The organism is Ligilactobacillus faecis (assembly GCF_029889745.1).
Lineage (GTDB): Bacteria > Bacillota > Bacilli > Lactobacillales > Lactobacillaceae > Ligilactobacillus > Ligilactobacillus faecis.
On sequence record NZ_CP123639.1, the window covers coordinates 1,996,346 to 2,020,654 of the forward strand.

At 37.6% G+C, this 24,309-nt stretch carries 24 protein-coding genes, 2 pseudogenes and 1 riboswitch; of the genes and pseudogenes, 4 read left to right on the plus strand and 22 right to left on the minus strand.

Features of this window, described 5'->3' with window-relative positions:
- Positions 1 to 161: 161 nt before the first annotated feature.
- Positions 162 to 1,421, minus strand: a complete 1,260-nt coding sequence (locus QFX10_RS09105; protein WP_280605916.1) for a tetratricopeptide repeat protein — start codon at positions 1,419 to 1,421, stop codon at positions 162 to 164.
- Between the two features lie 447 nt (positions 1,422 to 1,868).
- On the opposite strand from QFX10_RS09105, the pseudogene QFX10_RS10980 reads away from it, so the two are divergent.
- A pseudogene (locus QFX10_RS10980) lies at positions 1,869 to 2,049 on the plus strand (tyrosine-type recombinase/integrase); the annotation flags it as partial.
- Positions 2,050 to 2,250: 201 nt separating this feature from the next.
- Positions 2,251 to 3,948 carry an IS1182 family transposase gene (locus QFX10_RS09110; RefSeq protein ID WP_280607274.1) on the plus strand — a complete coding sequence of 566 codons (1,698 nt, stop codon included), beginning with the start codon at positions 2,251 to 2,253 and terminating at the stop codon, positions 3,946 to 3,948.
- 2 nt (positions 3,949 to 3,950) lie between these two features.
- On the opposite strand, the gene QFX10_RS09115 is transcribed toward QFX10_RS09110, so the two are convergent.
- The 7 genes from QFX10_RS09115 to QFX10_RS09145 form a co-directional block, all read right to left on the minus strand.
- Positions 3,951 to 4,226: an HU family DNA-binding protein gene (locus tag QFX10_RS09115; protein WP_004047651.1), complete on the minus strand. Its 276-nt coding sequence runs from the start codon at positions 4,224 to 4,226 to the stop codon at positions 3,951 to 3,953.
- Between the two features lie 187 nt (positions 4,227 to 4,413).
- Positions 4,414 to 5,724, minus strand: coding sequence for a ribosome biogenesis GTPase Der (der, locus tag QFX10_RS09120; RefSeq protein ID WP_280605917.1), 1,311 nt, complete (start codon positions 5,722 to 5,724; stop codon positions 4,414 to 4,416).
- A gap of 121 nt (positions 5,725 to 5,845) precedes the next feature.
- Positions 5,846 to 7,039, minus strand: coding sequence for a 30S ribosomal protein S1 (gene rpsA / locus QFX10_RS09125; RefSeq protein WP_280605918.1), 1,194 nt, complete (start codon positions 7,037 to 7,039; stop codon positions 5,846 to 5,848).
- Positions 7,040 to 7,114: 75 nt separating this feature from the next.
- Complete coding sequence (cmk, locus tag QFX10_RS09130; RefSeq protein ID WP_280605919.1) at positions 7,115 to 7,789, minus strand: (d)CMP kinase; 675 nt, start codon at positions 7,787 to 7,789, stop codon at positions 7,115 to 7,117.
- A gap of 80 nt (positions 7,790 to 7,869) precedes the next feature.
- Complete coding sequence (locus QFX10_RS09135; protein ID WP_280605920.1) at positions 7,870 to 8,559, minus strand: LysM peptidoglycan-binding domain-containing protein; 690 nt, start codon at positions 8,557 to 8,559, stop codon at positions 7,870 to 7,872.
- Positions 8,560 to 8,969: 410 nt separating this feature from the next.
- Positions 8,970 to 10,406, minus strand: a complete 1,437-nt coding sequence (locus tag QFX10_RS09140; RefSeq protein WP_280605921.1) for a RecQ family ATP-dependent DNA helicase — start codon at positions 10,404 to 10,406, stop codon at positions 8,970 to 8,972.
- On the minus strand, positions 10,393 to 11,421 hold the full coding sequence (locus tag QFX10_RS09145) for a helix-turn-helix domain-containing protein (RefSeq protein ID WP_280605922.1): 1,029 nt from the start codon (positions 11,419 to 11,421) through the stop codon (positions 10,393 to 10,395). The genes QFX10_RS09140 and QFX10_RS09145 overlap by 14 nt, the downstream gene beginning before the upstream one ends.
- A 217-nt stretch (positions 11,422 to 11,638) precedes the next feature.
- Here QFX10_RS09145 and QFX10_RS09150 point away from each other — a divergent pair, with 217 nt between their 5' ends.
- The gene (locus QFX10_RS09150; RefSeq protein WP_280605923.1) at positions 11,639 to 13,204 is read left to right on the plus strand and encodes an Nramp family divalent metal transporter; all 1,566 of its coding nucleotides are present in this window, start codon (positions 11,639 to 11,641) and stop codon (positions 13,202 to 13,204) included.
- 109 nt (positions 13,205 to 13,313) lie between these two features.
- Here the strand turns inward: QFX10_RS09150 and QFX10_RS09155 are convergent, their stop codons facing one another.
- The 13 genes and pseudogenes from QFX10_RS09155 to QFX10_RS09215 all read right to left on the minus strand — a co-directional run bounded on the left by QFX10_RS09155 (position 13,314) and on the right by QFX10_RS09215 (position 22,353).
- The gene (locus QFX10_RS09155; RefSeq protein WP_280605924.1) at positions 13,314 to 13,886 is read right to left on the minus strand and encodes an ECF transporter S component; all 573 of its coding nucleotides are present in this window, start codon (positions 13,884 to 13,886) and stop codon (positions 13,314 to 13,316) included.
- Positions 13,887 to 14,117: 231 nt separating this feature from the next.
- Positions 14,118 to 14,239: riboswitch (FMN riboswitch) on the minus strand.
- A 56-nt stretch (positions 14,240 to 14,295) separates the two neighbouring features.
- Positions 14,296 to 15,027 (minus strand): pseudouridine synthase, encoded by a 732-nt coding sequence (locus tag QFX10_RS09160; RefSeq protein ID WP_280605925.1) that lies wholly within the window; start codon positions 15,025 to 15,027, stop codon positions 14,296 to 14,298.
- Positions 15,028 to 15,064: 37 nt separating this feature from the next.
- Positions 15,065 to 15,646 (minus strand): SMC-Scp complex subunit ScpB, encoded by a 582-nt coding sequence (gene scpB, locus QFX10_RS09165; protein ID WP_280605926.1) that lies wholly within the window; start codon positions 15,644 to 15,646, stop codon positions 15,065 to 15,067.
- Between the two features lie 193 nt (positions 15,647 to 15,839).
- The gene (locus QFX10_RS09170; protein WP_280605927.1) at positions 15,840 to 16,994 is read right to left on the minus strand and encodes an RNA-guided endonuclease InsQ/TnpB family protein; all 1,155 of its coding nucleotides are present in this window, start codon (positions 16,992 to 16,994) and stop codon (positions 15,840 to 15,842) included.
- A pseudogene (locus QFX10_RS09175) lies at positions 16,936 to 17,603 on the minus strand (IS607 family transposase). The gene QFX10_RS09170 and the pseudogene QFX10_RS09175 overlap by 59 nt, the downstream one beginning before the upstream one ends.
- A 68-nt stretch (positions 17,604 to 17,671) precedes the next feature.
- The gene (locus QFX10_RS09180) at positions 17,672 to 18,430 is read right to left on the minus strand and encodes a segregation and condensation protein A (RefSeq protein ID WP_437178601.1); all 759 of its coding nucleotides are present in this window, start codon (positions 18,428 to 18,430) and stop codon (positions 17,672 to 17,674) included.
- Positions 18,420 to 18,779, minus strand: coding sequence for an N-acetyltransferase (locus QFX10_RS09185; protein WP_280605929.1), 360 nt, complete (start codon positions 18,777 to 18,779; stop codon positions 18,420 to 18,422). Before QFX10_RS09185 ends, QFX10_RS09180 begins: the two co-directional genes overlap by 11 nt.
- A gap of 286 nt (positions 18,780 to 19,065) precedes the next feature.
- A complete protein-coding gene (xerD, locus tag QFX10_RS09190) occupies positions 19,066 to 19,965 on the minus strand; it encodes a site-specific tyrosine recombinase XerD (protein ID WP_280605930.1) in 900 nt (299 codons plus the stop codon).
- A complete protein-coding gene (locus QFX10_RS09195; protein ID WP_280605931.1) occupies positions 19,952 to 20,428 on the minus strand; it encodes a Fur family transcriptional regulator in 477 nt (158 codons plus the stop codon). The genes xerD and QFX10_RS09195 overlap by 14 nt, the downstream gene beginning before the upstream one ends.
- A 27-nt stretch (positions 20,429 to 20,455) precedes the next feature.
- Entirely contained in the window at positions 20,456 to 21,322 is an 867-nt protein-coding gene (locus QFX10_RS09200; RefSeq protein WP_280605932.1) for a CvfB family protein, read from the minus strand.
- A gap of 287 nt (positions 21,323 to 21,609) precedes the next feature.
- Complete coding sequence (locus tag QFX10_RS09205) at positions 21,610 to 21,870, minus strand: hypothetical protein (protein ID WP_280605933.1); 261 nt, start codon at positions 21,868 to 21,870, stop codon at positions 21,610 to 21,612.
- A complete protein-coding gene (locus tag QFX10_RS09210) occupies positions 21,834 to 22,079 on the minus strand; it encodes a hypothetical protein (protein ID WP_280605934.1) in 246 nt (81 codons plus the stop codon). Before QFX10_RS09210 ends, QFX10_RS09205 begins: the two co-directional genes overlap by 37 nt.
- 64 nt (positions 22,080 to 22,143) lie before the next feature.
- Positions 22,144 to 22,353, minus strand: coding sequence for a hypothetical protein (locus tag QFX10_RS09215; RefSeq protein WP_280605935.1), 210 nt, complete (start codon positions 22,351 to 22,353; stop codon positions 22,144 to 22,146).
- A 477-nt stretch (positions 22,354 to 22,830) separates the two neighbouring features.
- Here QFX10_RS09215 and QFX10_RS09220 point away from each other — a divergent pair, with 477 nt between their 5' ends.
- A complete protein-coding gene (locus QFX10_RS09220) occupies positions 22,831 to 23,511 on the plus strand; it encodes a hypothetical protein (RefSeq protein ID WP_280605936.1) in 681 nt (226 codons plus the stop codon).
- A 400-nt stretch (positions 23,512 to 23,911) separates the two neighbouring features.
- Here the strand turns inward: QFX10_RS09220 and rplS are convergent, their stop codons facing one another.
- Positions 23,912 to 24,265: a 50S ribosomal protein L19 gene (rplS, locus tag QFX10_RS09225; RefSeq protein ID WP_178196547.1), complete on the minus strand. Its 354-nt coding sequence runs from the start codon at positions 24,263 to 24,265 to the stop codon at positions 23,912 to 23,914.
- Positions 24,266 to 24,309 lie beyond the last annotated feature (44 nt).

Here is a 24,309-nt window from a genome sequence, read left to right on the forward strand (position 1 = left end):
CAAATTGCTCATGTACTTGCGTAAGAAAATGCTACTATATAAAATGTAAGCTGCTTTAGTATGTTTTTAGCAACAGTTAAACCACTCCCCGTAATTCTATAAGAGAAATGTTTGTGAAAAAGTCCATATCATTTGACTGATATCAATAGTCTACTTCTTTATCAATACTCTAATTCAGATACTAATTCTTCTACTTCGTAATCAGTTGGATTTTTTGATAAATATTTTTCCGCCATTTCTAATGCTAACGTTCTTTGACCTGCACTTCTAAAGAAAAAGGCTGCATCGCGTAAGAAATCTTCATTATCATCTAAATAGCGCATTGCAGTTTGATAATTTTTCAATGCTTCTTCAAACTCATCAAGGGTAGCTTGTGAGCGTCCTAGATTCCAATACATTTGTGGATCGATCTCTTCATTAGCTAAGTATTCATGTAATAAAGCGATATTTTCCTCATGAGCTTGACTTGCCAAAAGTTGATTACTCAATTCTAACACAAGCGTCAAATTGCCTGGTTCGATCTCAAGCGCTTTTTTCAGATAAGTTATCGCTTCAGAAGTTTGACCTAATTTGGCAGCTAATAAACTTGCTTTTTCATACAAATAGATATTAAATTCATCCACGGCTAATCCTTCTTTAGCTGTGATCAAAGCTTGAGTAAAATTACCTTCTTGTTCATAAATATCAGCTAAGTATGGATAAAGCGTCACGTAATCTGGAGCTTTATCTCGTAATTCTTCGAAGTTTTTAGCTGCATTTTCAAGATCACCTAGTTCTCTTTGGGTGAAAGCTAACTGAAACAAAGTATCATTATCCATTTGTTCAGCTGAGATCTGTTCTAAATAACCTAAAGCTGTTTCAAATTTACCATACCCTGCATAAGAAACACCTAAGCGTGCCACTAAGTTGACCCGAGAAAATTCTAAGATCCCTTGCTTAACTAAGGATAAGTAAAACTTAGCTGCTTTACGATACTCTTTGATATTAAAATAAAGCTCAGCTAAAGCAAATTCGATCACTGGTTCTTCAGGTGCTAAATAATAAGCCTGTAGCAACTTTTGTTCACTAACATCAAAAGCTCCTTGCGTTTGGTAAAGATCTGCACTTACGAGCAAAGCTTCTAAATATGCATCTGAATCTGGGGTGATCTGTGACAAGATCGCTAAAGCTTTATCATCATTTCCTTCGCTGATCTCGATCTCAGCTAATGGTGTTTTCAACGAATCTTCATCTGGATAGAGTTCTAATAAATGCTGATAAGCTTTTTGGGCCATTTCAGAAAATCCTAGCGAGTATAATTCCTCAGCTAAACTATAGATCATCTCATCACTGTCATTTTTTAAAGCTTGAGTAAAATTTTCTTCAGCTGAAGTAAGATCACCTTTAGACAAAAAATCTAAAGTTTTTTCGGCATATGTCATGCTAAAATCAGTCCTTTAATTCAATTCTTATTTCTAACATAGAACTTTCTATGTAAAATAGCAAGGTCTTTACCTTTCCGATTATACCACAAATCTACTAGCTCAATAATTTCCTAGTCTTTTTAAGCAAACTATATCAAATGATATAGCTCAAAAAGGAATTTTTTCAACCCGATCAAGTCCTTTCTCGCAAACTAAAAAATCAAATCTAGGGAAGTTTAAATATTAAAGTCGTCCATGTCTCTGGCACTATCGATAAGCTAAACGACTATGCAAATGCTAAAAAAGGACCAACAAAAACTATGTCCAGCTGTTACACTCACTAAAAGAACAATCGCTCTTTTAGAAACTGTACTCACAGAAAATGCACTGCAAAGTAAATTCAGCAAAAAAATGTAACGAGCGCGGGTTTCTTTTTACAACTTGAACCGAGATAAAGTTGGTATCCCGGAAGAAAAAAATTTATCCCCACATATTTTTCGGCATACGCATATTTCGATCCTGGTCGAAAATGATGTCCCTTTTCAAACGATTATGCGTCGTGTCGACCACACAAGAGATCTATACACACGTAACTAAGAAAATGCAAAAGAATCTGATCGATAAACTGGAAAATACTGGTTTATGATCTCTTTTTGCCCAAAATTTGCCCAGAAAACTGTTTTTTCTCAAAGCACAAAAAAGAGGCTGTGACATAAGTCTACAAAATAAAGCTGGATGTATGGAAACCTTCGTGTTTCATATATCCAGCTTTTGAATTATAATCAAAGAAAAAAGGTAGCCACGCCCGGCTACCTCACAATTACCCTCGAAAGGATAACATAAAATGATACACAGTCATTATAACATTAATCAGACTATTTTGAACATCTCTTTAGAATATATTCCTGAAAAAAATCATCCAGCTCTCTACATCAATGAACTTGTTGAAAGTTTAGAACTCAAGTATAACTATCAATTTGGACGCCCTCGTGAATATGATCTAGCTGCTATGCTAAAGCTCACTTTACTTGCTTATAGCTATGGTATCTTTAGTAGTCGAAAAATTGAGAGATTTGCTCGCGAAAATAAGCCTGCTGGTTGGTTGATCGCTGATCAAGTCCCTTCTTATCGAACTATTTGTCGTTTTCGGATCTCTGATGAGTTAGCTACCTTAACACAAGAGAGTTTAACTAAATTGACAGCTTTTCTAAAAAAACATAATCTGATTGATGACATTTCTTTCATTGACGGTACGAAGATCCTTGCGGATGCTAATAAGTATTCTTTTGTCTGGAAGAAAAATGTCGTTCGTTTTGATGAGCTCAATCGTCAAAAAGTTGTTGAACTTTTAGGCGAGCTCCACGAAGCTAAAGTTATCGGAAAGATCCCCAAAGGATCTGACCTGACTTTGGAAGCATTAGATGTAATAATTGCCAAGTTTGAAGATTATCTAGTTGCTTTAGATCAAAAAGTCGAAGAAACTAGACAAGTATCGCCGAACCCTGCGAAACAAGAACGTCGAAAATTAAAGGCAACCTACAAAAAACTATTAACGCGTAAAGAAAAAATGCAAAATCACCAAAAACAAAAAGACATCCTTAGAGAACGAAATAGTTACTCTAAAACTGACCATGATGCTACTTTTATGCGTGTAAAAGAAGATCCAATGTTAAACGGACAACTAAAACCTGCTTATAATCTTCAAATTGCTACTAGTAACCAGTTTATTACCGGGTATAAGTTATTTGCTAATCCAACTGATACAAGAACGCTTCCTACTTTTATTGACCATTTGAATGACAATGGCGTACTTGGTTCAACTATCGTTGCTGATGCTGGGTATGGTTCTGAGAGTAATTATCGTTTTTGTGACGATAATTACGGTGATCGCACCGTTTTGATCCCTTATGGGACAATGCTCAAAGAGAATAGTCGCAAATGGAAAACTGATGATCATAAAATCATGAATTGGTCTTATAATGAAAAAGATGACTATTATTTAGACCTTAACGGTGTTAGATTCAATTTTTCAAACTATTCTAAAAGAACTGATAAGTATGGATTTACTAGAGATTTTAAAGTATATACTGCTGAAAAATTTGATGATGATCATTTGATAGATCCCCGAGCCTTAACTAAAAGTGGACACGTAAGGAAGATCATGGTCAATAATGCCTGGGAATATTTTAAAGCACAACAACGAGCTTTACTTTCATCTTCTAATACTGGATCAATCTATGCACGGCGCAAAATTGATGTTGAACCTGTTTTTGGAAGATTGAAGGCTTCTTTGGGATTCAACCGATTCTCAGTTAGGGGGAGCGAAAGAGTCGAAAAGGAAATGGGCATTGTAGTTTTGGCAATGAATATCAACAAATTAGTCACAGTAGTGACCAAGATAAACAAAATACGTAAAGAAAAAGTATCTCAGAAATCAAATTTTCGATTTCTGAGATACTTTTCTCTTATAGAGACTACTTATGTCACAGCCTCGCACAAAAAAAGAACCCTTGATATATCAAGGGTTCTACGGCTAAAAAGCTAAGCTTATTTAACTGCGTCTTTAAGTGCTTTACCTGGCTTGAATGCAGGTACCTTGCTTGCAGGAATTTGGATTTCTTTACCAGTTTGTGGGTTGCGACCCTTACGAGCTGCACGTTCACGAACTTCGAAGTTACCAAAGCCGATCAATTGAACTTTTTCGCCTTCTTTGAGGTAGTCTTGGATAGAACCAAAAACTGCATCAACTGCAACAGTAGCGTCTTTCTTTGTCAAACCTGTTTTTTCAGCAACAGTTTCGATCAATTGTGCTTTGTTTGCCATGTGTTTCACCTCCTCAAGTGAAGATATAAAGATATAAGATCATATCTTATTTTCCATCTTTATGCCTAATAGCTAAAGATGATGAAACAATGACTAACAAATCATTGCTCATCTAATAAGATAGCATAGAAAGCCTAATATAGCAACGTTTTTACCCATATTTTTAGAATATTCAAGCTATTTTAATTTATTTTCGACGTCTTTCGATCACGTGGATCGGTGTTCCTTCGAAATCAAAAGCTGCTCGAATTTGGTTTTCAAGAAAACGCTCATATGAGAAGTGCATCAAATCTGGATCATTGACAAAAACAACGAATGTTGGTGGTTTGACTGCGACTTGAGTTGCATAGTAGACCCGCAGACGTTTACCATTATCAGTCGGTGTTGGATTATGCGCGATCGCATCCATGATAACATCATTCAAAACAGCCGATGGTATGCGCCGTTCATGGTTCGTATTGACCCGTTTGATCAATTCTGGGAGTTTTTCTAGTCGTTGCCGTGTCTTAGCCGAAACAAAGATGATCGGCGCATAACTCAGATATTGAAATTCTTGACGGATCGTTTTTTCAAATTCTTGCATCGTATGATTACCTTTTTTCAAAGTATCCCATTTATTAACAACGATAATGATCCCACGTCCAGCTTCATGGGCATAACCAGCAACATGCTTATCTTGTTCACGAATACCTTCTTCAGCATTTAAAACAACACAGACGACATCTGAGCGATCGATCGCCCGCATAGCACGTAAGACTGAATATTTTTCAGTGCTTTCATAAACTTTACCCTTCTTGCGGATCCCGGCTGTATCGATCATCGTAAATTCGGTGTTATCTTTTGAGATAAATTTTGTATCGATCGCATCACGTGTCGTACCTTCAATGTTGGAAACGATCACCCGATTTTCACCTAAGATCGCATTGACAAGTGAAGATTTTCCAACATTTGGGCGTCCGATAAAGCTAAATTTGATCGAAGTGTCTTCTTCTTCTGCACCATCTTTAGGAAACAGTTGGCAGATCTTATCTAAAAGATCGCCCGTTCCGATTCCATGTGTCCCAGATAATGGCATAGGAGCGCCAAAACCAAGGGAATAAAAATCATAGATCTCACTGCGTAGTTCAGGATTATCAACTTTATTGACTGCTAAAATAACCGGTTTATCTGTTTGATATAAGATCTTTGCAACTTTTTCATCAGCATCAGTCACGCCTTCTTTGACGCTTGTTACAAAAACGATCACATCTGCTTCATCGATCGCTATCTGTGCTTGTTCTGTTATTTGTTTTAAAAATGGTTCATCACCCATATCGATCCCACCAGTATCGATAATATTAAATGGTTGTCCTAACCATTCGCTTTTTGCATAAATACGGTCTCGTGTCACACCTGGTGTATCTTCGACGATCGAGATCCGTTCACCAGCGATCCGATTGAACACAGTTGATTTTCCAACATTAGGTCGACCGACGATCGCAACTACTGGATTTGCCATATTCAATTACCTGCATACGTTAACACGTATGTCCTTTCCTTCCATAATAATATCTATCATTAAAAAAACTGACCCAAAAGCTATCGCACTTGGGCCAGTAAATGATCTCAACTAACTGAGATTATTCTTCGCTTTTCAAGTCGTCACCAACAAGATCACCTAAAGTAAATCCAGTATCTTCTTCTGGGATCTCTACGCGTTCTTCTTCGACAACTTCAACTTCTTTTTTATCAGCGGCAGGCTTTTCTTGTAAAGCTTTGATAGATAAAGCAAGACGACGATCTGCACCGTTAACGTTCAACACTTTGACCTTAACATCTTGACCAGAAGTCAACACTTCGTTAGGTGTAGCAATGTGTTTGTGTGAGATCTGTGAAATATGAACAAGACCTTCAACACCTGGGAAGACTTCCACAAAGGCACCAAAACTTGTCAAGCGTTTTACTTTACCATCTAAAACATCGCCTTCAGCAACTTTTTCTTCGATGTTATCCCATGGTTGTGGTAATGTTTGTTTGATCGAAAGTGAGATACGATCTTTTTCAGGGTCAACAGATAAAACTTTAACTTTAACATCTTGACCAACTTCTAAAACATCAGCTGGTTTACCAACACGTTCGTATGAAATTTCAGATACGTGTACTAAACCATCAACACCACCGAGATCTACAAAGGCACCAAAGTTTGTCAAACGAGCAACTTTACCGTCAAGTACATCACCAGCTGCTAATTGTGACATGATCTCTTGTTTCTTAGCTTCACGTTCTTGTTGTACAAGTTCTTTACGTGATAAGATCAAACGGTTTTCGCTTGGTTCGATCTCAACGATCTTAAGTTCAAGTTCTTGACCTTTGTATTGGTTGAAATCTTCAACAAAGTGGTCAGAGACCATTGATGCAGGGACAAAGCCACGAACGCCAGCGTCAACAACTAAGCCACCTTTTACGATTTGAGTAACAGGCACTGTAAGAGTTTCACCTGCTTCAAATTTCTTTTCGATCTCATCCCACACCTTGCGGGCTTCAAGGCGACGTTGTGATAATAAGTAGCTACCGCCTTCTTTGTCAGAGCCGATCTTTGAGATAACTACAAGATCAAGTACGTCTCCAACTTTGATGTTATCTTCGATCTCGTCAGCTTTTACGCTTAATTCACGGGCAGGCACGACACCTTCGACACCTGTACCTTCGATCCCGACGATAACTTGTTTCTTATCATCAAATGCTAACACTTCGCCTTTGACAACGTCACCAACTTTAACTGGTTTGACGCTGTTTAAAGCTTCTAATAAATCCTTGTTTTCTGATTCACTCATGGACTTTGTCCTCCTTAACGACTAACTCTATCTATCATTTTAACTGATAGCTAGCTAAAAAGCTAGTTAAATTAACTATTTATCAAATTTTTCAACAATTTTCATGATCTCATCCGTAACTTCTTTAATATCTAAAGAAGTCGTATCGACTAAGATCGCATCTTTAGCCTGTACTAAAGGCGAAACTTCGCGATGTGAGTCTTTATAATCACGCGCTTCGATCTCTTTTTCTAAAACAGCAAGTGGAGTCATGATACCTTTTTGTTGATTTTCTTTAAAACGTCGCAAGGCTCGTTCTTTAACACTTGCAACTAAAAAGATCTTAACTTCTGCATCTGGCAATACTGTTGAACCGATATCCCGACCGTCCATCACGATCCCACCATTTTTGGCGATCATTTGTTGTCTTTTAGTCAAAGCTTTACGTACCATTGGTTGAGCAGCTACAGCAGAAACATTATTTGTGATCACAGGCGTTCTGATCGCCTGGGTCACATCAACACCATCGACAAAAACTAATTGTTCTGGCTCAGCTGGTATAAATTCGATCTGGATCTTTCCTAGTAATTCGCCTAAAGCAACATCATCATCAAAAGCTACTCCATGTTCTTTGGCAGCCCAAGTCGTTGCCCGATACATCGCACCTGTATCACAATAAATATAATTTAGCTTTTTAGCCACTAACTTAGCAACTGTACTTTTACCTGCTGAGGCAGGTCCATCGATTGCGATTTGGATCTTTTTTTGCATAACACTTTACTGTTTTTCATGAAAAAAGCGTCCTCTTCTAACGACTAGGACACTTAATAAACAGCATACTCCTTAATAACTTATTTGATTCGGATCTGCTGACCAGGTGAGATACTGGAATTAGCAGACAGACCAGGATTTAATTGTAATAATTGATCAAGCGTCAACCCATTATTTACTGCTACCCGATACAACCCTTGTCCAGCTGGAACTGAGATGTATTGGTGCTCAGCTTCACTACTTGAAGAAGCTTCAGCCACACTTGAACTTGTAGCTTGTTCTGAATGGGATTCAGCAGTCGTTTCAGTTGAAGACACACTTTCTACAGAAGAAGCTTCGGCTGTAGAAGACTGCTCTGCAACAGAAGAAGTTGCTGAACTATCATCGAGTGTATCTTTAGCTGATTCAGAACTAGTTTTGGCTTTTGAACCAGTTTTAGCAGAACTCTTGACTTTCTTTTTTGAAGACGACCGAGCAACTTTCTTTTCGCTCGAAGAAACGACTTCGATCGCATCATCAGTACTTGCAGTTTGTTTTGAATCTCTTTGTGAGATGAAGTAAAACGCGATCGTGCTGAAAATAATAATGACAAATACGACCAAGAGTCCAGTTGTCAATAGAGTATTATTTTTATTATTTTGTCGACTGACTCTACGAGAATAATTTCCGTTATCGTCCTTTTTCTCTTCAAAAGTTTTTTCCCAAGGTTTAGTCCGATCATCTGATTGTTCCCAAGGCTTTTTTCTATGATCGTCATTTCTTCGACTCATCTGTCTTCCTCTCATGCTATATAGATGTGAATGAGAAAACTCATCAAAAGTCGATATAGCTTTCCTTTCCTAAAATTACTTATCCAAAGTAGGCAACGATCCAGAATTGATCTAGTCTACTTTATGGTTAATATTTTATCATTATTACTTCAAAGCTTAAAGCAATAAACTTAGTGACATTCCACATCTTTTAACTTAAAATGTCTGATGACCTATTATCGTTTGTGTCGACTACAACACTGAACGATGCTAGAAAATATCATAGCATAATTTAGCCTAAAAATACAGATTAATAATTTTCTAGTCTTTTTGGGCAAACTATATCAAATGACACGACTCAAAAAGACACCTCACTCAATCAATAGAGTCGACCAGCCAATAAACTTTGCAACTAGAAAATGCCCTATCTACTAATGTTGATCTTTAGCAAAAAGCTTAGCTAAATATTTTTCATACCCTAATTCTATTTTAGGAGGAGCCGTCTTATTTATGCGTTCCGTTTGAAATATCTGTGAGTCTCCTTTACCACAACTACAACAACCATTTTCCTGATGCTTGGGAAGCGGATCATCTCCAAAATAGTTAGCAATAAACCGTCGTTTACATTGGGACTCGTCTAAATAAGCAAGTAAATGCGTTAACGCAAGCTCTTTTTCTTCTCTACGTGTCTCTGTCATCGCGATCAATTCTTGTTCGCTCTTTCCCGTTGCGATCAAGCGTTGTAAAACCTTAGCTTCTTCAGTTTCAAAACTCGCTAAAACTTGTCTTTTTTGATAAAAATAACGGATCTGTGTCGTATCTGGTAAATTTTTTTCCAGAATAAAACGTTGTCGCACTAGATCATCAGGACTATAAAGAAGGAGCGCGTTCCCCTTTTTTCCATCACGAGCACAGCGTCCGATCTCTTGGACATAACTTTCAAGATCACTTGGTAAATGATAATGGATCACATACCGAATATTTTGTTTATTGATCCCCATCCCAAAAGCACTTGTTGCACAAACGATCTCAAGCTGATCATTTAAAAACTGTTGTTGGATCAAATAACGTTCATTTAGCTCAAGGCCTGCGTGATAGACTGCTGAAGCTAGACCTAACTCTAAAAGCTCTAAATTTATTTCCTCAGCTTTCTGTTTACTTGAAAAATAGATGACTCCTGGCCCTTTGGCTGAAGTTATCTTTTCAAGCAAATACATTTTCTTTTCCTCTGGTGTTGCAAATTTTTGCACTTCTAAAAAGATATTGTTGCGATCGACCGGGTAACGGATGATCGGCGTCTCCTTTAGTCGTAACTCCTTTAAAATATCTTGTTCAACTCTTTTAGTCGCAGTAGCTGTTAGTGCTAGCGTTCGTTTGATCTGCAATTTTTCTTTAAGATTGCCTAAATTTAGATAATCTGGGCGAAAGTCAGGCCCCCATTTTGAGATACAGTGAGCTTCATCAACAACAAAAAGTCCGATCTCTAAAGAGCGCAAACGAGTAAGCAGTTCATTTGAAGTGAGCATCTCAGGAGAAACATAGATAAATTTGAATCGAGCTATATTTTTTAAGGCTAATTGTTTTTGATCATAACTTAAATTGGAATTGAGTGCGATCACAGCCTTTTCTCCTTGATACCGCAACTGTTCGACTTGGTCTTGCATCAACGAGATCAACGGTGAGACGATCAAAACTGGACACGCCAAATATTCACCTAAAAATTGATAACAAAGTGACTTACCTGTTCCAGTTGGTAAGATCGCTAAGGCGGAATTTTTTTCTAAGACTGTTTTGATCGTCTCTTCTTGCCCGATCTTAAAATCTGAGTGACCAAATTTTTGTTTTAAAAATGTCTTAAGCTCTTTCATTTTCTAGCCTCATTATTTGATATAAACGAAATTCTACAAACGATAATTGGGGATAGACCTTTTTGACTGCTTGAAAATTCCAATCTAAAACAGGTAAGTGCTTAAAAAAAGTGTGCAAGTCACGCTCGACTTGGGCAGATAAAAAATTTTCAAAAGGAAAACCAGGTGTTAAGAGCGCGATATTCAACAAATGTTCTTTAACTGTATTGAGCTTTAAATGACGCTTAATTGCGATCTGTTCAAGCGTTGCCCCTTGACGTAATAATTCATATGTCGTTTGGCTACTTTGTGGCAAGCGTTGTCCTTGCATAAAAGGAAGCACAAGTTCAGCTGACTTGAACTCCTCTTTCAACAAATAATTTGCATAACAACTGCTCAGATCATGCCAAATATAAAAGATGTCGCTCAGCTCTAAGTGATATTTTCGTGCCAATTGTGGTATTGTCTGTCCAAGCATTTTGTGTCCAGTCAATTGTTCGCAAAAAATCTGCGCTTTAAGTGGATCTTTTGTAGCTAAAAAGCTTTCTAGCGAAGCAAACGTTTCAGTCAGTAAAGTTTGCTTACCATATTTTTTCAACCACGCTTTGAATAGCTGTTGTACTTGAAGGTCATTTGTGATCACAAAATAACGTTCATTTCGATAACTGAGTTCAGAACTGACTTGAACTAGCAAACGTAGCATCTCAGACCATTTTTGCCATGTGAGTTTTGCAAAAAAAGCAGGCATCGTCAAATAAAAATGATTGTCTTGAAAAGCTTTGCAACGTGCGACCCCATTTGCAGTCAGTACTAGCCCTTTTTCTTCTGCAACTAGTGCCCCTTCTTTTTGGAGTTCTGATACAGCTGTTTCGATCTTGGTTTCAAATTTAGGAGTATTGATTAAATCTAATAATCCATAGGCTTTCCCCCAAAAAAGAGCTGAAGTCGTCAAATGACCTTCAAGTATCTGTCGAATAACAGTGACTCGACGCGGTTGCTTTGCTGAAAAATATGTTAGATAGCGTTCTTTTTCCATATCTTATCCTTTTATGCATTTAACAATTACTTTAGATTACTAATTTTAGCACTTTTGCCTAAGGATGCAACTGACAAGTCTGAGAGTTAGCTTAAGATTTTGAACTACGATTTACTGTCTAAAAAAAATTTCTAAGGTGCACCTAAAAATACTTTTAATTTGACTTAATAAGGTGTACAATGTCAAAGTACCGAAAAAAGGAAGGACGGTTTTTATTGTGGATAAACAACACGAAAAACACAAACTCGTAGAATATGCGAATGGTCCCTCATTAGAGGAAATCAATGGTACGGTCGTTGTACCAAAAGGAAAGGGGTTTTGGCGCACTTTATTTGCCTATTCAGGTCCTGGAGCTTTAGTTGCTGTAGGTTATATGGATCCAGGTAACTGGTCGACTTCGATCACCGGTGGACAAAATTTCCAATACTTATTAATGTCCGTTATCTTGATGTCAAGTTTGATCGCGATGCTTTTACAATACATGGCTGCCAAACTTGGGATCGTGAGCCGGATGGATCTAGCCCAAGCGATCCGCGCCCGCACTGGTAAGACTCTGGGGATCGTTTTATGGATCTTGACTGAGTTAGCTATCATGGCAACTGATATCGCTGAAGTTATCGGGGCTGCGATCGCCTTATACTTACTCTTTGGTATTCCGTTAGTCGTAGCTGTTTTCATTACTGTATTTGACGTTTTACTCTTGCTCTTATTGACTAAGATCGGTTTTCGCAAGATCGAAGCGATCGTTGTTGCTTTGATCTTAGTTATCTTATTTGTCTTTGTTTATCAAGTTGCACTATCTGACCCAGATTGGGGCGCTGTCTTTAGCGGCTTTATCCCAACAGCACAAACATTTGCTACGACACCAGAAGTCAACGGTATGACACCATTGAATGGTGCTTTAGGTATCATCGGGGCAACTGTTATGCCACATAACTTATATCTTCACTCGGCTGTTTCTCAAACACGTCAGATCGATCATAATAACGAAGACGAAGTCGCTGAAGCAGTCCGTTTCTCAGCTTGGGATTCCAACATCCAATTAGGTGCTGCTTTTATCGTAAACTCGTTACTGTTGATCATGGGTGTTGCTGTCTTCAAGAGTGGTGCTGTTGATGACCCTTCATTCTTTGGTCTTTACGCAGCCCTTTCCGATACTTCGATGTTGAGCAACGGTGTTTTGATCTCAGTCGCTAAATCAGGCGTACTCTCAGTACTTTTTGCGGTCGCCTTACTTGCTTCCGGGCAAAACTCAACGATCACAGGAACTTTAACTGGTCAAGTTATCATGGAAGGTTTCGTCCACTTGAAGATGCCACTTTGGGCACGGCGCTTGATCACACGTTTGATCTCTGTGATCCCAGTTTTGATCTGTGTTTCCCTTTCTGCCGGTCAAAGTGCCGAACGTGAACATCAAGCTTTGAATAACTTGATGATCAACTCACAAGTCTTTCTTTCTCTAGCTTTGCCATTCTCGATGGTCCCACTTTTGATGATGACAAACAGTAAGGTAGAAATGGGCGAACGTTTTAAGAACTCTCTTTGGGTCAAGATCTTAGGTTGGCTATCTGTTTTAACTTTGACGATCCTCGATTTCAAAGGAATGCCAGATGCGATCTTGCAATTTTTCGGTGATAATCCAACCGCAAGCGATGTTCATCTTGCAACAATGATCGCCTATGTCGTAGTTGTCTTGATCTTAGCGCTTCTCATCTGGACCGTTTATGAATTACACCAAGGTAATAAGCGCTATGCTACTAAATTAGCTGAAGCTAAAAAATAATGCGTAAAAAATATCTGCTGATGAATTTTTAAACTTTGAAGTGCCCCCCCTAAGTTGGACAAAAGAATCTAACTTAGGGGGGGCACTTCACTTATTCAGCGGATATTTTTTAACGTAATTTTTGATGTTGCAACATCCAAGGATGTAATTTAGCGTACAAAAGTAAAAATAGACTACCGACAAGCGTACCTTTGATCAAGTTAAAGGGAACGACCCCATATAAAACGACTTGAGCAAGTGGTAAGCTCAACTTCATTCCTAAAATTTTCATATATAAAGGAAGCGTGATCGACCAATTCACTAAAGACAAGATCAAAGTTAAGCTAAATGTTGCAACTAAAACAGCTACAAATTTATCTTTAGCTGTTAACTTTTGCCGTTGTAATAAATAGTACAAAGGCAAACAAAAACTCAAAGTTGCTAAAAAGCTCAAACTAACTCCGATCAAGTTAGGGAGCGATGGTCCAGAAATGATAAAATACAATAACGAGCGTAAAAAAGCAACTTGGATCCCGCCTGCCGTCCCTAAAAGACAAAAGGCAATTAAGATCGGCAAATCAGAAAAATCGAGTTTCATAAAGGGAACGAGCGGGATCACAACAAATGAGACAAACATCAATAAGTACGAGATCGCTGCTAAACAGGCTCCTAGTGTCAAACGACGGACAGTTATATTATTCATTTTAAAATTCGAAGTTGTGAGCTTTTAAAGAGTACTTCGACCTCCTCATTCTACATGTATTTATCTCGGATATCCGCCTCACATTTTATCTCTTCTGGTTATCCTACTATTCATCCCTCCCATGGGTCTATCTACAAGTAGAATCTTTATATCTAAAAAGACCACTACCCCATCTATCTTGGGCGTAGTGGTCTTTTAGATGAGGCGCTAAATAAACTCATCTAGTATAAAACCTATCTTCTTCCATCCAGACTTTAACTGTCGGTACTGGAATCACACCAGTTCAGTCCTTAAAAAAGGAGTAGCGGACTTTTACCGCCGGTCGGGATTTACACCCTGCCCTGAAGATAAACCTAAAAGTAATTTTTCGGTTTCATTTTAACATACTTGCTGTTTAAAAACAAACGGCTCAGTGAGTCAAGGTCGCTAAGTCATACAGTTGTTTGACTTCATCGCGGGAAAGCTCACGATATTGCCCTGAAACAAGTCCATCCAAATTCAAGAAGCCATATGTTTCACGTTTCAACTTCTTAACTGGATGTCCAACCGCTTGCAACATATTTTTCACTTGATGGTTACGACCTTCATGGATCGTCAATGAAACGATCGATGTTTCATTTTTTTTGTCAAAAGAGAGCACCTTAGCTTTTCCTTTAGCTCGTTTACGTCCATCTTTTAAGTCCACTCCTGTCCGTAAACGTTTCAAAGCTTCATTTTTGACGAGTCCTTTGACTTTTGCAACATAAGTCTTGTTGACTTTATAGCGAGGATGCATCAATTTATTAGCAAGCTCGCCATCATTTGTCATCAATAAGAGCCCTGAAGTATCATAATCTAAACGTCCTACAGGATAAACTCTTTCAGCTTGGTCAGCAAAAAAATCAGTTACGACTTTGCGTCCCTTATCGTCGCTAGCTGCACTGATGACCCCTCGCGGTTTGTAGAATAGATAATATACTTTATTTTCACGTTCAACTAAGTGACCGTTAACTTCGATCACGTCATCAGTATCGACTTTGACGCCTAATTCTTTGATGACCTGTCCGTTGACCTTGACTTTTCCAGCTAAGATCAATTTTTCACTGGCACGTCTAGAAGCCACACCAGCATTTGCCATAACTTTTTGTAATCGTTCTGCCATTATAGATATTTGCTATATGATAGCATTCCTTTCCTTTTTATTCTTCACTTGTTAGAGCATCATTAAATAACTCCATCAGATCTGCATCATTTTCTCTTGGAGCTTCTTCTTGCTTAGGTAATTCTGGAAGTTGCGCTAAATTTTCGATCCCAAAATAATTCAAGAAGTTTTCAGTTGTTTTATACATGATCGGTCTTCCTGGAGCATCTAAGCGCCCAGCTTCAGTCACTAGATCTAACGCTAATAGTTTTTGTAGCATCCCGCTTGATTGAACTCCTCTGATCTCATCGATCTGTAAACGTGTGACTGGTTGCCGATATGCGATGATAGCAAGTGTCTCTAAAGCTGCTCCTGATAATTCAGTCATCGCAGGTGATTCAAAATATTGTCGGACTAAAGTAGCTAGCGCTTTTTTAGTCACGAGGCGATAACGTTCATCAGCATGGATCAATTTTAAAGAGCTGTTATTATCTTTAGCATATTTCTCTTCAAGAAGCTTAAGTTGCTCTAAAACAGCCGGTTTCATGATCCCAGTCAACAGTGCGATCTCTCGCACTGTGATCCCATCATTTCCACTTATAAATAATAAACTTTCGATCTTGGCTTGATTAGATAGCATTGTTTCTGCTATATAAAATGTAAACAAATGTGATCAAACGTGTTGAATGATTACATTTGAGAAAGAAATATAGCTTCTCCTTTCCTAAATTTTATTTACTACCGTCAACGCTAGTATTCCCATATCCTAACTAGAGGGTAATGACATTGACTAGCTCTGATAGCCTAAGGGTGTAGCCCACCCCGTTATCTTTTTAATTTAATAAAGCTAAAAGATTAGCTACTGCATTTTCATCTCTATCCATGATCGCACCACATTCATAACAAATATACTCGTTATGCTTAGTTCTGTGCTTTTCATTACCATTGAGACCGACTTTATCTGCACCTGTCTTAACGAAGCCACACTTAGAACAACGTTGCGTGCTCGGATAGTATTTATCAGCTAAAACTACTTTTTTACCATACCAGTTGCACTTATAAGTTAATGTTTGTCTAAAGTAGCCAAACAATGAACGATGAAGCCCTTTAGAGGCAACATGTGTCATCTGCATTTTCTTGACATCTAGATCTTCAATTACGACCTGATCGTAATTAGTCACTAACTCAGTGGTAACTTTTTGGATAATGTCATGTTGGATACTAGCCACTTTACGATAATCACGTTGTAACTTGGCTCTCGTCTTAACATAATTACTCGTTTTATTAGCTTTTGTACCATTAACCACACGTTTTTTAGCTAATTTTCTTTGATAATACTTGATACGTTTATAAAGTCGTTTCAAATTATCGGGCAAAGTATTGGTCTTACCGTCTGTGTAGTTTAGATGTCCGACATTGACGTCAACGGCTGAGTTCTTACCCGTCTTGATCTTCTTTTTTATCTCGACTTCAAAAGGTAGACTAGCCCAGTATTTATCATTTTCACGGTAAATTGAAACGACTCTTAAATCACCTTCTAAAGACTTAGCCCCTTTAAATCTGATGTCGTACCAAGTTTTGACTCCAAGTGGTTTATCAAGTCTTAGCTTACCATTAACGATCTTAGCCCGATCAGTTTTAAAACCTTGTCTAGGAGCTTTCTTGGACTTAAATTTTGGTTTGCCCCAATCAGGTTGGGATCTATCAAAGAAATTTTTCCAAGCCTTACCTAGATCAGAGATCGCTAATTGTAAACAACGAGCTGATAACAAATATTGCCAATCTTCTTTATTAGCTACTAATTCATCACGAACTTTGCGTTCACTAGGTCTAAGCAACTTGTCGTCTAAAATCAACGAGTTATCGTATATATCATTCCATAAAGCTAAACCTTGATTCCAACAGTATCTACGATAATCACACAAATCATCAATCACCTTTTTCATGGTCTTGTTTGGATAAAGCCTTACTTTTTGAACTCGAATCATTATTTTCGCCAGCTTTCAGAGACTTGTCATTTTTTAATTTACTTTTGTATTTACGTAAACCATATGAGCGACAAGAAAATACATGTACAATGCTTATCATATCGTCGATCATTTCTTGAGTAGGACTAGTTTCAATGTTATTTAACACTACAATTTTCGTATTGTGCATCTTACATAATCTTTCAAACCATTCATAACCAAAGCGGATAAATCTATCTTTATAGGTAATAAAGATCGCATCGACTTGATTATCCATTACTTCTTTCAGTAATTGATTCCATTTTTTACGGTTATAATCAAGCCCGCTGCCAATATCAGTAAATGTTTCATCAAGAATAATGCCTTTTGCATTAGCATATTGTCTAATAAAAGCAATTTGATTTTTTAAATTATCTTTCTGCCCATATGTTGAGACTCTAGCATAAGCAACATTCTTACGATCATTACTGGTTGATCGACCGATGTATTTTAAGTATTGTTCTTCTGTATATATCTTCGATTAGTGGAAGTACGATAAGCTTTTAAAATCCCATTATTATCCCAGCGTTGGAGGGTCAGAACAGTAACGCCCAATCTTTCAGCCATTTCTTTTGGTTTTAATATCGCCATAATATCTACCTCACATTTTATCTTTATTGTAGATATTATATCGCATTTGATCATATTTTAATTAACAGTTATCTCCTCCCACCTACTAATTTTATCGGTCCCAAATTTTGCTCTTGGCTAGCTTTGATATCACCTTGTTTAACTAACTCTAATAAGGCTAAAAAAGTCGTTACGACCAGTTCTAGATCAGCATCAGCTTCAAATAATTCTTCAAAATCAAGCGGACGATCAGCTGTGCAAATAAGCGTTTTGACACGTTTGATCTGATCTTTTAGCAAATAACGTTCAGGTTCAACTTTACGTACACTTTTGACTTGGATACGCTTTTTTAACATTAATTTAGCAAAAGCACGTTGCAGTTGCTCTAAATCAGCTTCATCTGGGTCTAACTGTCCTAGACGCGCATCTGGAGGTAACAAAGCCTGCTCCCGCTGATACAGCTTAGCTCGTTCATCGGCATAGCCTCGCATATTTTCAGCAGCTTTTTGAAATGTCTGATGCAAAATAAGTTGCTGTACTAACTCATCACGTGGGTCTTCAGTCTCTGTCTCTTCTTCTGCTACAAGCCTTTCATTTGGCAAAAGCATCTTGCTTTTGATATTGACTAACATCGAGGCGATAACTAAATATTCACCCGCAATATCTAGCTGAAGCTCTTTTAATTGGTGAAGATAGGCGATATATTGTGCTGTGATCTCTGCCATCTGGATATCATAGATATCCATCTTATTTTTTTTGATCAAATGCAACAAAAGATCTAGCGGACCTTCAAAAGTAGGGAGCTTAAAAAGCAATTCAGTTGCATTTGAACTTGTCTCAGGCTTCATCATGTTGTTCCCACTTAGTGATCAAGGAAGAAGCTTCCAAATTTCCCATTAATTTCTTTTCTGGGTAAAGAGCTGCTAATTCATCTAACATCAAGAAACTTACACCTTGATTTCTCTCTGCTGGTGTAACTGAGATATGCCGCACCATAATAAAGTCATCATTGATCTCAGTTCCGACAATACCTGTAAAATCGCCATTCTCATTTTTCCAAAGATAAAGGATCCGATCCGTATCGCCCTCATACCACTCGATCTCCGTTTGTAGATTTGTGATCTCTTTTAGATCAGGAATAAAAGATAACAATCCCATTGCGATCTTTTCATAGTCGCCTTTATATTTGTAAAGCATTTCACCTTGTCGTATCTCATGTGAGGCCATAGCTTAGACTATGACTTAGAAAGCGATAGCACCTTTCCTTTCCTAATTTAGATAATGATCGATCTGTTAGACTCAAATACGGTCTCACATTTTATCCTTCTAAACCTTTAATTGAGTTTACTTGCTCTCGACCAACAATCTTTACTGATTATGCTAGTATAACATAATCTCGCTTAAAGTGCTTAATCGCAATAGCTCAATATACTTGGGCTACTTTGACCGCACAAAAAAGCTTTGGAGAGATCCCAAAGCCTTTTTAAGCATGTGGATGTGTCTTATTATAGACTTCAGCTAAACGTTTCTTAGATAAGTGTGTATACAGCTGAGTCGTTGAAATATCTGCATGGCCTAATAATTCTTGCACGATCCGAAGATCTGCCCCATTTTCTAAAATATGGGTCGCAAACGAATGTCGCAGTGTATGGGGCGTAACATTTTTTTTGATCCCAGCTAAACCAACATACTTGCGAAGATTTTTCCAGATCCCTTGACGTGTTAGTTGTTGTCCATGAAAGTTGACAAAAACATAGGCAAGTGGCTGTCTAACTAATTTAGGACGAGCCTTTTGTAAATATTCTTTGAGCCATTTGATCGCAACATCACCGATCGGTACGATCCGCTCTTTTTGACCTTTACCTAACGTTTGGACGATCCCTAATTCTAAATGTAGATCATTCATTTTTAGTGCGATGACTTCACTGACCCGTAGCCCAGTCGCATACATCACTTCTAGGATCGCGCGATCGCGTAACCCTAAAGGTTTAGCTACATCAGGTGTTGCTAAAAGTAATTCGACTTCACTTGCAGATAAAACTTCTGGGAGATGCTCTTCTTTTTTAGGTAGATCGATCAATTGCATCGGATCTTCTTGGATGAGCTCTTCTTGTTTCAAATACCGAAAGAATCGACGTAAACTAGTCAGCATACGGCTTAACGAACTTCTCTTCTTTTGATGTTTGAAACTTTCATCTAAATATGCAATGACAGTCTCACGATCAACATGCGTAACAGCTAAATTATTTTGATCAGCTAAATAAGCTAAAAATAATTTTAAGTCACTCCCATAACTAGCCAACGTATTTTTTGAAAGACCACGTTCAACTAGTAAATAGTGCAAATAATCTGCGACTAGCTCATCATTTCTATTTCCGTTCATCGCTTTGTCCTAACTGTTCTAAACGTTTCTTGCGCAGACAATCTTGACATGTGCCTAAAAACGTCAAACGATGATCCCGAACTTCAAAATGATATTGGCGTTTGATCCGTTGTTCAACATCAAGCAACATGTCTTCATGGATCTCATTTACACTTCCGCAGCATTCACAAACTAAATGATGATGAAAATGTCCTTTATCTTCAGTTTTTAGATCAAAGCGAGCGATCCCGTCCTCAAAAGTGATCTTATTGACGATCTGGATCTCAGCCAAGATATCAAGAGTCCGATAAACAGTTGCTAAGCCTACTTCGGGGTGTGCCTCATGTAGTAGCGAATAGATCTCTTCTGCTGAAAGATGCTCTTCTTTATGCGTAACTAAAGTTTTGATCGTTGCTCTTCGTTGCGGTGTAAGTTTAAAGCCTCGCGCATGTAATTTATCTTCGATCTGTGTCAATTCACGCAACTTGATCGTTTCCTTTCTTTTATTTGATCATTTTTTGACCAAATATAAATGTCCATCACGCTGGACGACTACGCCAGCCTTCATTAAATGCCCAACAGCACGTTTGAACTGCCCTTTACTGATCCCAAAATATGCTTTGATCGCAGTCGGATCACTTTTATCGGTAAATGGTAAGCTTCCGTCTAAACTATGTTCTAGGGCAGCTAAAAGCATTTGAGCATCATCACCGATCGCTTCATAAGCACGTGGTCTAAGAGATAGATTCAACGTTCCATCTGGCCGAACACCGATCACACGTGCTTTTACCTTTTCACCTAAGCGCGGTTCAAGATCACGTTCACTTGGATGGATAAAGCCTAATTGATAGTCATCTGTGATCACATAAGTCCCGACTAATTTTAAACGGTAAACTGTTGCAGTCACATCTCTATTCATCATCTTTTTCGTAGCAGCTACTTGGATTGCTTTAAACATTTCGGTCGTCGCTAATTCACCCCAGAGGCGGCCTTTTTCGTCGACTTTTAAGGCGATCATCAACTGATCACCTTGTTTTGGCCAAAGATTTTGTAATTCTGGTAGTTCATCTGCCGAAACAACAACATCTTTATTTGGTAAGCCAATATCAACAAAAACGCCTAATCCACGTTGAACTTTTTTCACACTTCCCCAAGCGTAGCGATAAAAACCACTCTTAGGCTGTTTTTTAGTCAGTTGTAATTCATGATCTTCATTTTCATATGCAAAACCACTGACCATTGCACCTAACTTAGGGAGCTTGAGCAATTCCGCTTTAGCTAGACGAAATGTCAGCCCGTCTTTTTGTGCAAAAATATACTGCTCATTTTCATCAGTCACCATCGCAGTGATATTTTTTCCGATTAAATCTTTTAACATTTTCTTGACCCCTAACTGATAATCTTAAGATCTTACTGTCTATTTTACAAAAAAATACTATATCATTCAAAGGTACTAAAAGAAACTTCATATTATCAACGATCTTTACTTTGGGATGTAATTGTAACTGTAGATTTGACTGACCGCTACATCCAATATCTTTCGTGCATGACGTTTTTCATCTAGTACCAGTCTTTAACAACTTAATAACGATCGTTCTTTAACGTCTGCGATCGCAAAAAAAGACAAAATAAAAAGCACCCAACTTACGCTGAATGCTAACATAACTACTTAACTTTGATGATGTGTGGCTCGATCGCTTTTCTGACATTTTCTCGCTCTTTGGGAGTGAGCTTTGGCCAGTAAAGTTCTTCTGGATCATCAAAATGGAAACACGCATCTTCGGGATTTGGATTATCTGTCATATTTGCAACAAAATCAATCAATTCGCTTCTTTCATCTAAAGTATGATTGCGCCAATCAGTCAATTCTTTACTTGTATATGAAAACTCTACATCACCGGCGAATATTTTGTATTTTTTAACCATTCAAGTATTCCTCGATTCATGATATTTTTGGTTGAACCTGCGTCAATCATATCATATCCTGCAGCAAGTGCTAAAATATCATATTGATTATCCATACGATCACCAGTATCTCTTAATGGTTTTAATTGCTTTATTCTATTACCTAAGCTATTCAAATCTTTAATGTGAATACTGTATACATCTTTAGATATTCCCCATTCTGAGATCAATCCATCAGGTTTAGCATGGTTTTTAGCATAAGAATAAAGCTCTGTGAAGTATAATCCACGTCCCTTATGAAGAAGTATTAGTTCCAGAGATCATCATTTCACCGAACTTGATACTATCTAAGAACTCTTTAGCAGTCATGTTAGCCGAATCTCTTACACCACGATAAACTTTAGAGCTAGGATCAGAATATTTTGTAACTTGTTTAGGCAATATATCATATCCTAAGCGATGATAAACATGTTTCATAAATCTTGCACGTTCATCATCATCCAATATCCTATCTCTTTACAGCCATACATTTCACAAATATTCTCTGGATTTAAGTTCTGTACTTTTGGATATGGTCTATAAATAAAAACACGAACCTAAAAGCGAACTTATTGTCCTGATCGCGTTATCTAAATTCATCAAGAGAGGTATAACGGATTAGATCGTTGGTATAGGCTAGCAGTAAGACTGAAAATGATTTTTTACTATCCTATCTTTGTTTGAAGCATACGCATTATCTAAATATAATAACATGTGCTATTATTATTATAGAATTACTAAAATAATCCAGCTTAAGCTAGATAGACTATCAAGTTTAAGAAAAAAATTACTTGTAGATATATTTTTTGCCATCACATAACATAAAAGTATATCATTCACATCTTATTATTTTCATACGCAAAAGTAAGCGCTGTCACAAGCTGGATAATTGGACCAAATACTGATGTCGTTAAAAGCTGAAATAAAAAGGGAGTTATTATCATGAATAAAAATATCAAAATCACTGTTTTACTACTTTTATCAGCTTTGACCTTGGGAGGTTGCAGCAATTCTGTAGATAATTCAAATAAATCAGCTTCTTCTTCCAGCGTTAAGGTCAAGAAAAACAGTTCTTCTCAAGAAAATAAAGAAGTAACTTCTGGAGAACTTTTAAAAGTTGGGCAATGGCATAATGATCCAGCTAGTGGGAAAGTAACTTTAGAAAGAATAATTTCACCTACAAATGCTGAGATCAACTATGGCTCTATGAGCTTTAAAATCAAAACGATCAAGTTATTAAAATATGAACCAAAAACAGATGCACAAAGAGAAAATATCGCCACAGCATTTAATGTTGTAAAAGCCTCATCATCATCTTATGTTATTCAAGTAACTTATACATTGAATAACACTTCAGACTCTGAACTTCAATTTAATGGTATTAAATCTCTAGTGACAAATTATGGTCAGCAACTAAGCATGAACAGTGGTTTGATCGATGAAGGTGTAGGATCTGCAATTGCAGCACATGCATACAAAGATGAACATGCACAAGCACTTATTAATTCTGAGGATGTTTCTAAATTAAATCAGTTGACCTTTAATCTTGATTCTGTTTCCAGAACTGATACATATGAAACAGTTGCTGAAGCTCCAGAATCACTAACTATTGACTTTAAATAATACTAGTCTCCCGTCCACAGTGACGGGTTTTTTAAACTGAAAAAAGAACATATATTCGAAAAGAGGCAATAATTATGTGGTTTAGAAAAGAAAAAAGTGGAAAGAGCGGTACTTTGAACGATATACTGATCCTTCCACTGAAAAATAATAAAATACTCATGTTATCCTTGTCATCTAGTTCTCAATAAGGTAAAAAAGAAGCGCAACTTACTTTTAACGAAACGAGCCTTCAAAAACTAAGGTCTCTCTTCTGAACTGAACTTGATATCAAATTAGACTTGCTTTGACATAAGTATGCTACCATTTTGCTACCATAGCTCTTAAAAAAATAATATATTAAACAAAGCTAATTTTTTGCAAATAAAAAAACCCTTGAAGATCAAGGGTTTTGAGCGTTTTATTAACGACGGCGTTCTGGGATACGAGCAGCCTTACCTTGTAATGCACGTAAGTAGTACAACTTAGCACGACGTACACGACCGTAACGTACAACTTCGATCTTGTCAACACGTGGTGTGTGCAATGGGAATGTACGTTCTACCCCGATACCGTTACTGATCTTGCGAACTGTGTAAGTTTCTGAGATACCTTCGCCACGGCGTTTGATAACAACACCTTCGAAGATTTGGATACGTTCGCGCTTACCTTCAACGATACGAGCGTGAACACGCACTGTATCACCAGCGCGAAATTCTGGAATATCGTTACGTAATTGAGATTCTGTGATCTTTGCGATCAATGGGTTTACTGACATTATGTGTTCTCCTTTTCATCGACATTCATGTCCAGATGCAGCGG

What these genes read in the sequence shown, in the direction of transcription:
- QFX10_RS09105 (WP_280605916.1), bottom strand. Translation starts at nt 1,421, where the DNA reads ATGACATATGCCGAAAAAACTTTAGATTTTTTGTCTAAAGGTGATCTT.
- QFX10_RS09115 (WP_004047651.1), bottom strand. Translation starts at nt 4,226, where the DNA reads ATGGCAAACAAAGCACAATTGATCGAAACTGTTGCTGAAAAAACAGGT.
- der (WP_280605917.1), bottom strand. Translation starts at nt 5,724, where the DNA reads ATGGCAAATCCAGTAGTTGCGATCGTCGGTCGACCTAATGTTGGAAAA.
- rpsA (WP_280605918.1), bottom strand. Translation starts at nt 7,039, where the DNA reads ATGAGTGAATCAGAAAACAAGGATTTATTAGAAGCTTTAAACAGCGTC.
- cmk (WP_280605919.1), bottom strand. Translation starts at nt 7,789, where the DNA reads ATGCAAAAAAAGATCCAAATCGCAATCGATGGACCTGCCTCAGCAGGT.
- QFX10_RS09135 (WP_280605920.1), bottom strand. Translation starts at nt 8,559, where the DNA reads ATGAGTCGAAGAAATGACGATCATAGAAAAAAGCCTTGGGAACAATCA.
- QFX10_RS09140 (WP_280605921.1), bottom strand. Translation starts at nt 10,406, where the DNA reads ATGAAAGAGCTTAAGACATTTTTAAAACAAAAATTTGGTCACTCAGAT.
- QFX10_RS09145 (WP_280605922.1), bottom strand. Translation starts at nt 11,421, where the DNA reads ATGGAAAAAGAACGCTATCTAACATATTTTTCAGCAAAGCAACCGCGT.
- QFX10_RS09155 (WP_280605924.1), bottom strand. Translation starts at nt 13,886, where the DNA reads ATGAATAATATAACTGTCCGTCGTTTGACACTAGGAGCCTGTTTAGCA.
- QFX10_RS09160 (WP_280605925.1), bottom strand. Translation starts at nt 15,027, where the DNA reads ATGGCAGAACGATTACAAAAAGTTATGGCAAATGCTGGTGTGGCTTCT.
- scpB (WP_280605926.1), bottom strand. Translation starts at nt 15,646, where the DNA reads ATGCTATCTAATCAAGCCAAGATCGAAAGTTTATTATTTATAAGTGGA.
- QFX10_RS09170 (WP_280605927.1), bottom strand. Translation starts at nt 16,994, where the DNA reads ATGATTCGAGTTCAAAAAGTAAGGCTTTATCCAAACAAGACCATGAAA.
- QFX10_RS09180 (WP_437178601.1), bottom strand. Translation starts at nt 18,430, where the DNA reads ATGAAGCCTGAGACAAGTTCAAATGCAACTGAATTGCTTTTTAAGCTC.
- QFX10_RS09185 (WP_280605929.1), bottom strand. Translation starts at nt 18,779, where the DNA reads ATGCTTTACAAATATAAAGGCGACTATGAAAAGATCGCAATGGGATTG.
- xerD (WP_280605930.1), bottom strand. Translation starts at nt 19,965, where the DNA reads ATGAACGGAAATAGAAATGATGAGCTAGTCGCAGATTATTTGCACTAT.
- QFX10_RS09200 (WP_280605932.1), bottom strand. Translation starts at nt 21,322, where the DNA reads ATGTTAAAAGATTTAATCGGAAAAAATATCACTGCGATGGTGACTGAT.
- QFX10_RS09205 (WP_280605933.1), bottom strand. Translation starts at nt 21,870, where the DNA reads ATGGTTAAAAAATACAAAATATTCGCCGGTGATGTAGAGTTTTCATAT.
- QFX10_RS09220 (WP_280605936.1), top strand. Translation starts at nt 22,831, where the DNA reads ATGAATAAAAATATCAAAATCACTGTTTTACTACTTTTATCAGCTTTG.
- rplS (WP_178196547.1), bottom strand. Translation starts at nt 24,265, where the DNA reads ATGTCAGTAAACCCATTGATCGCAAAGATCACAGAATCTCAATTACGT.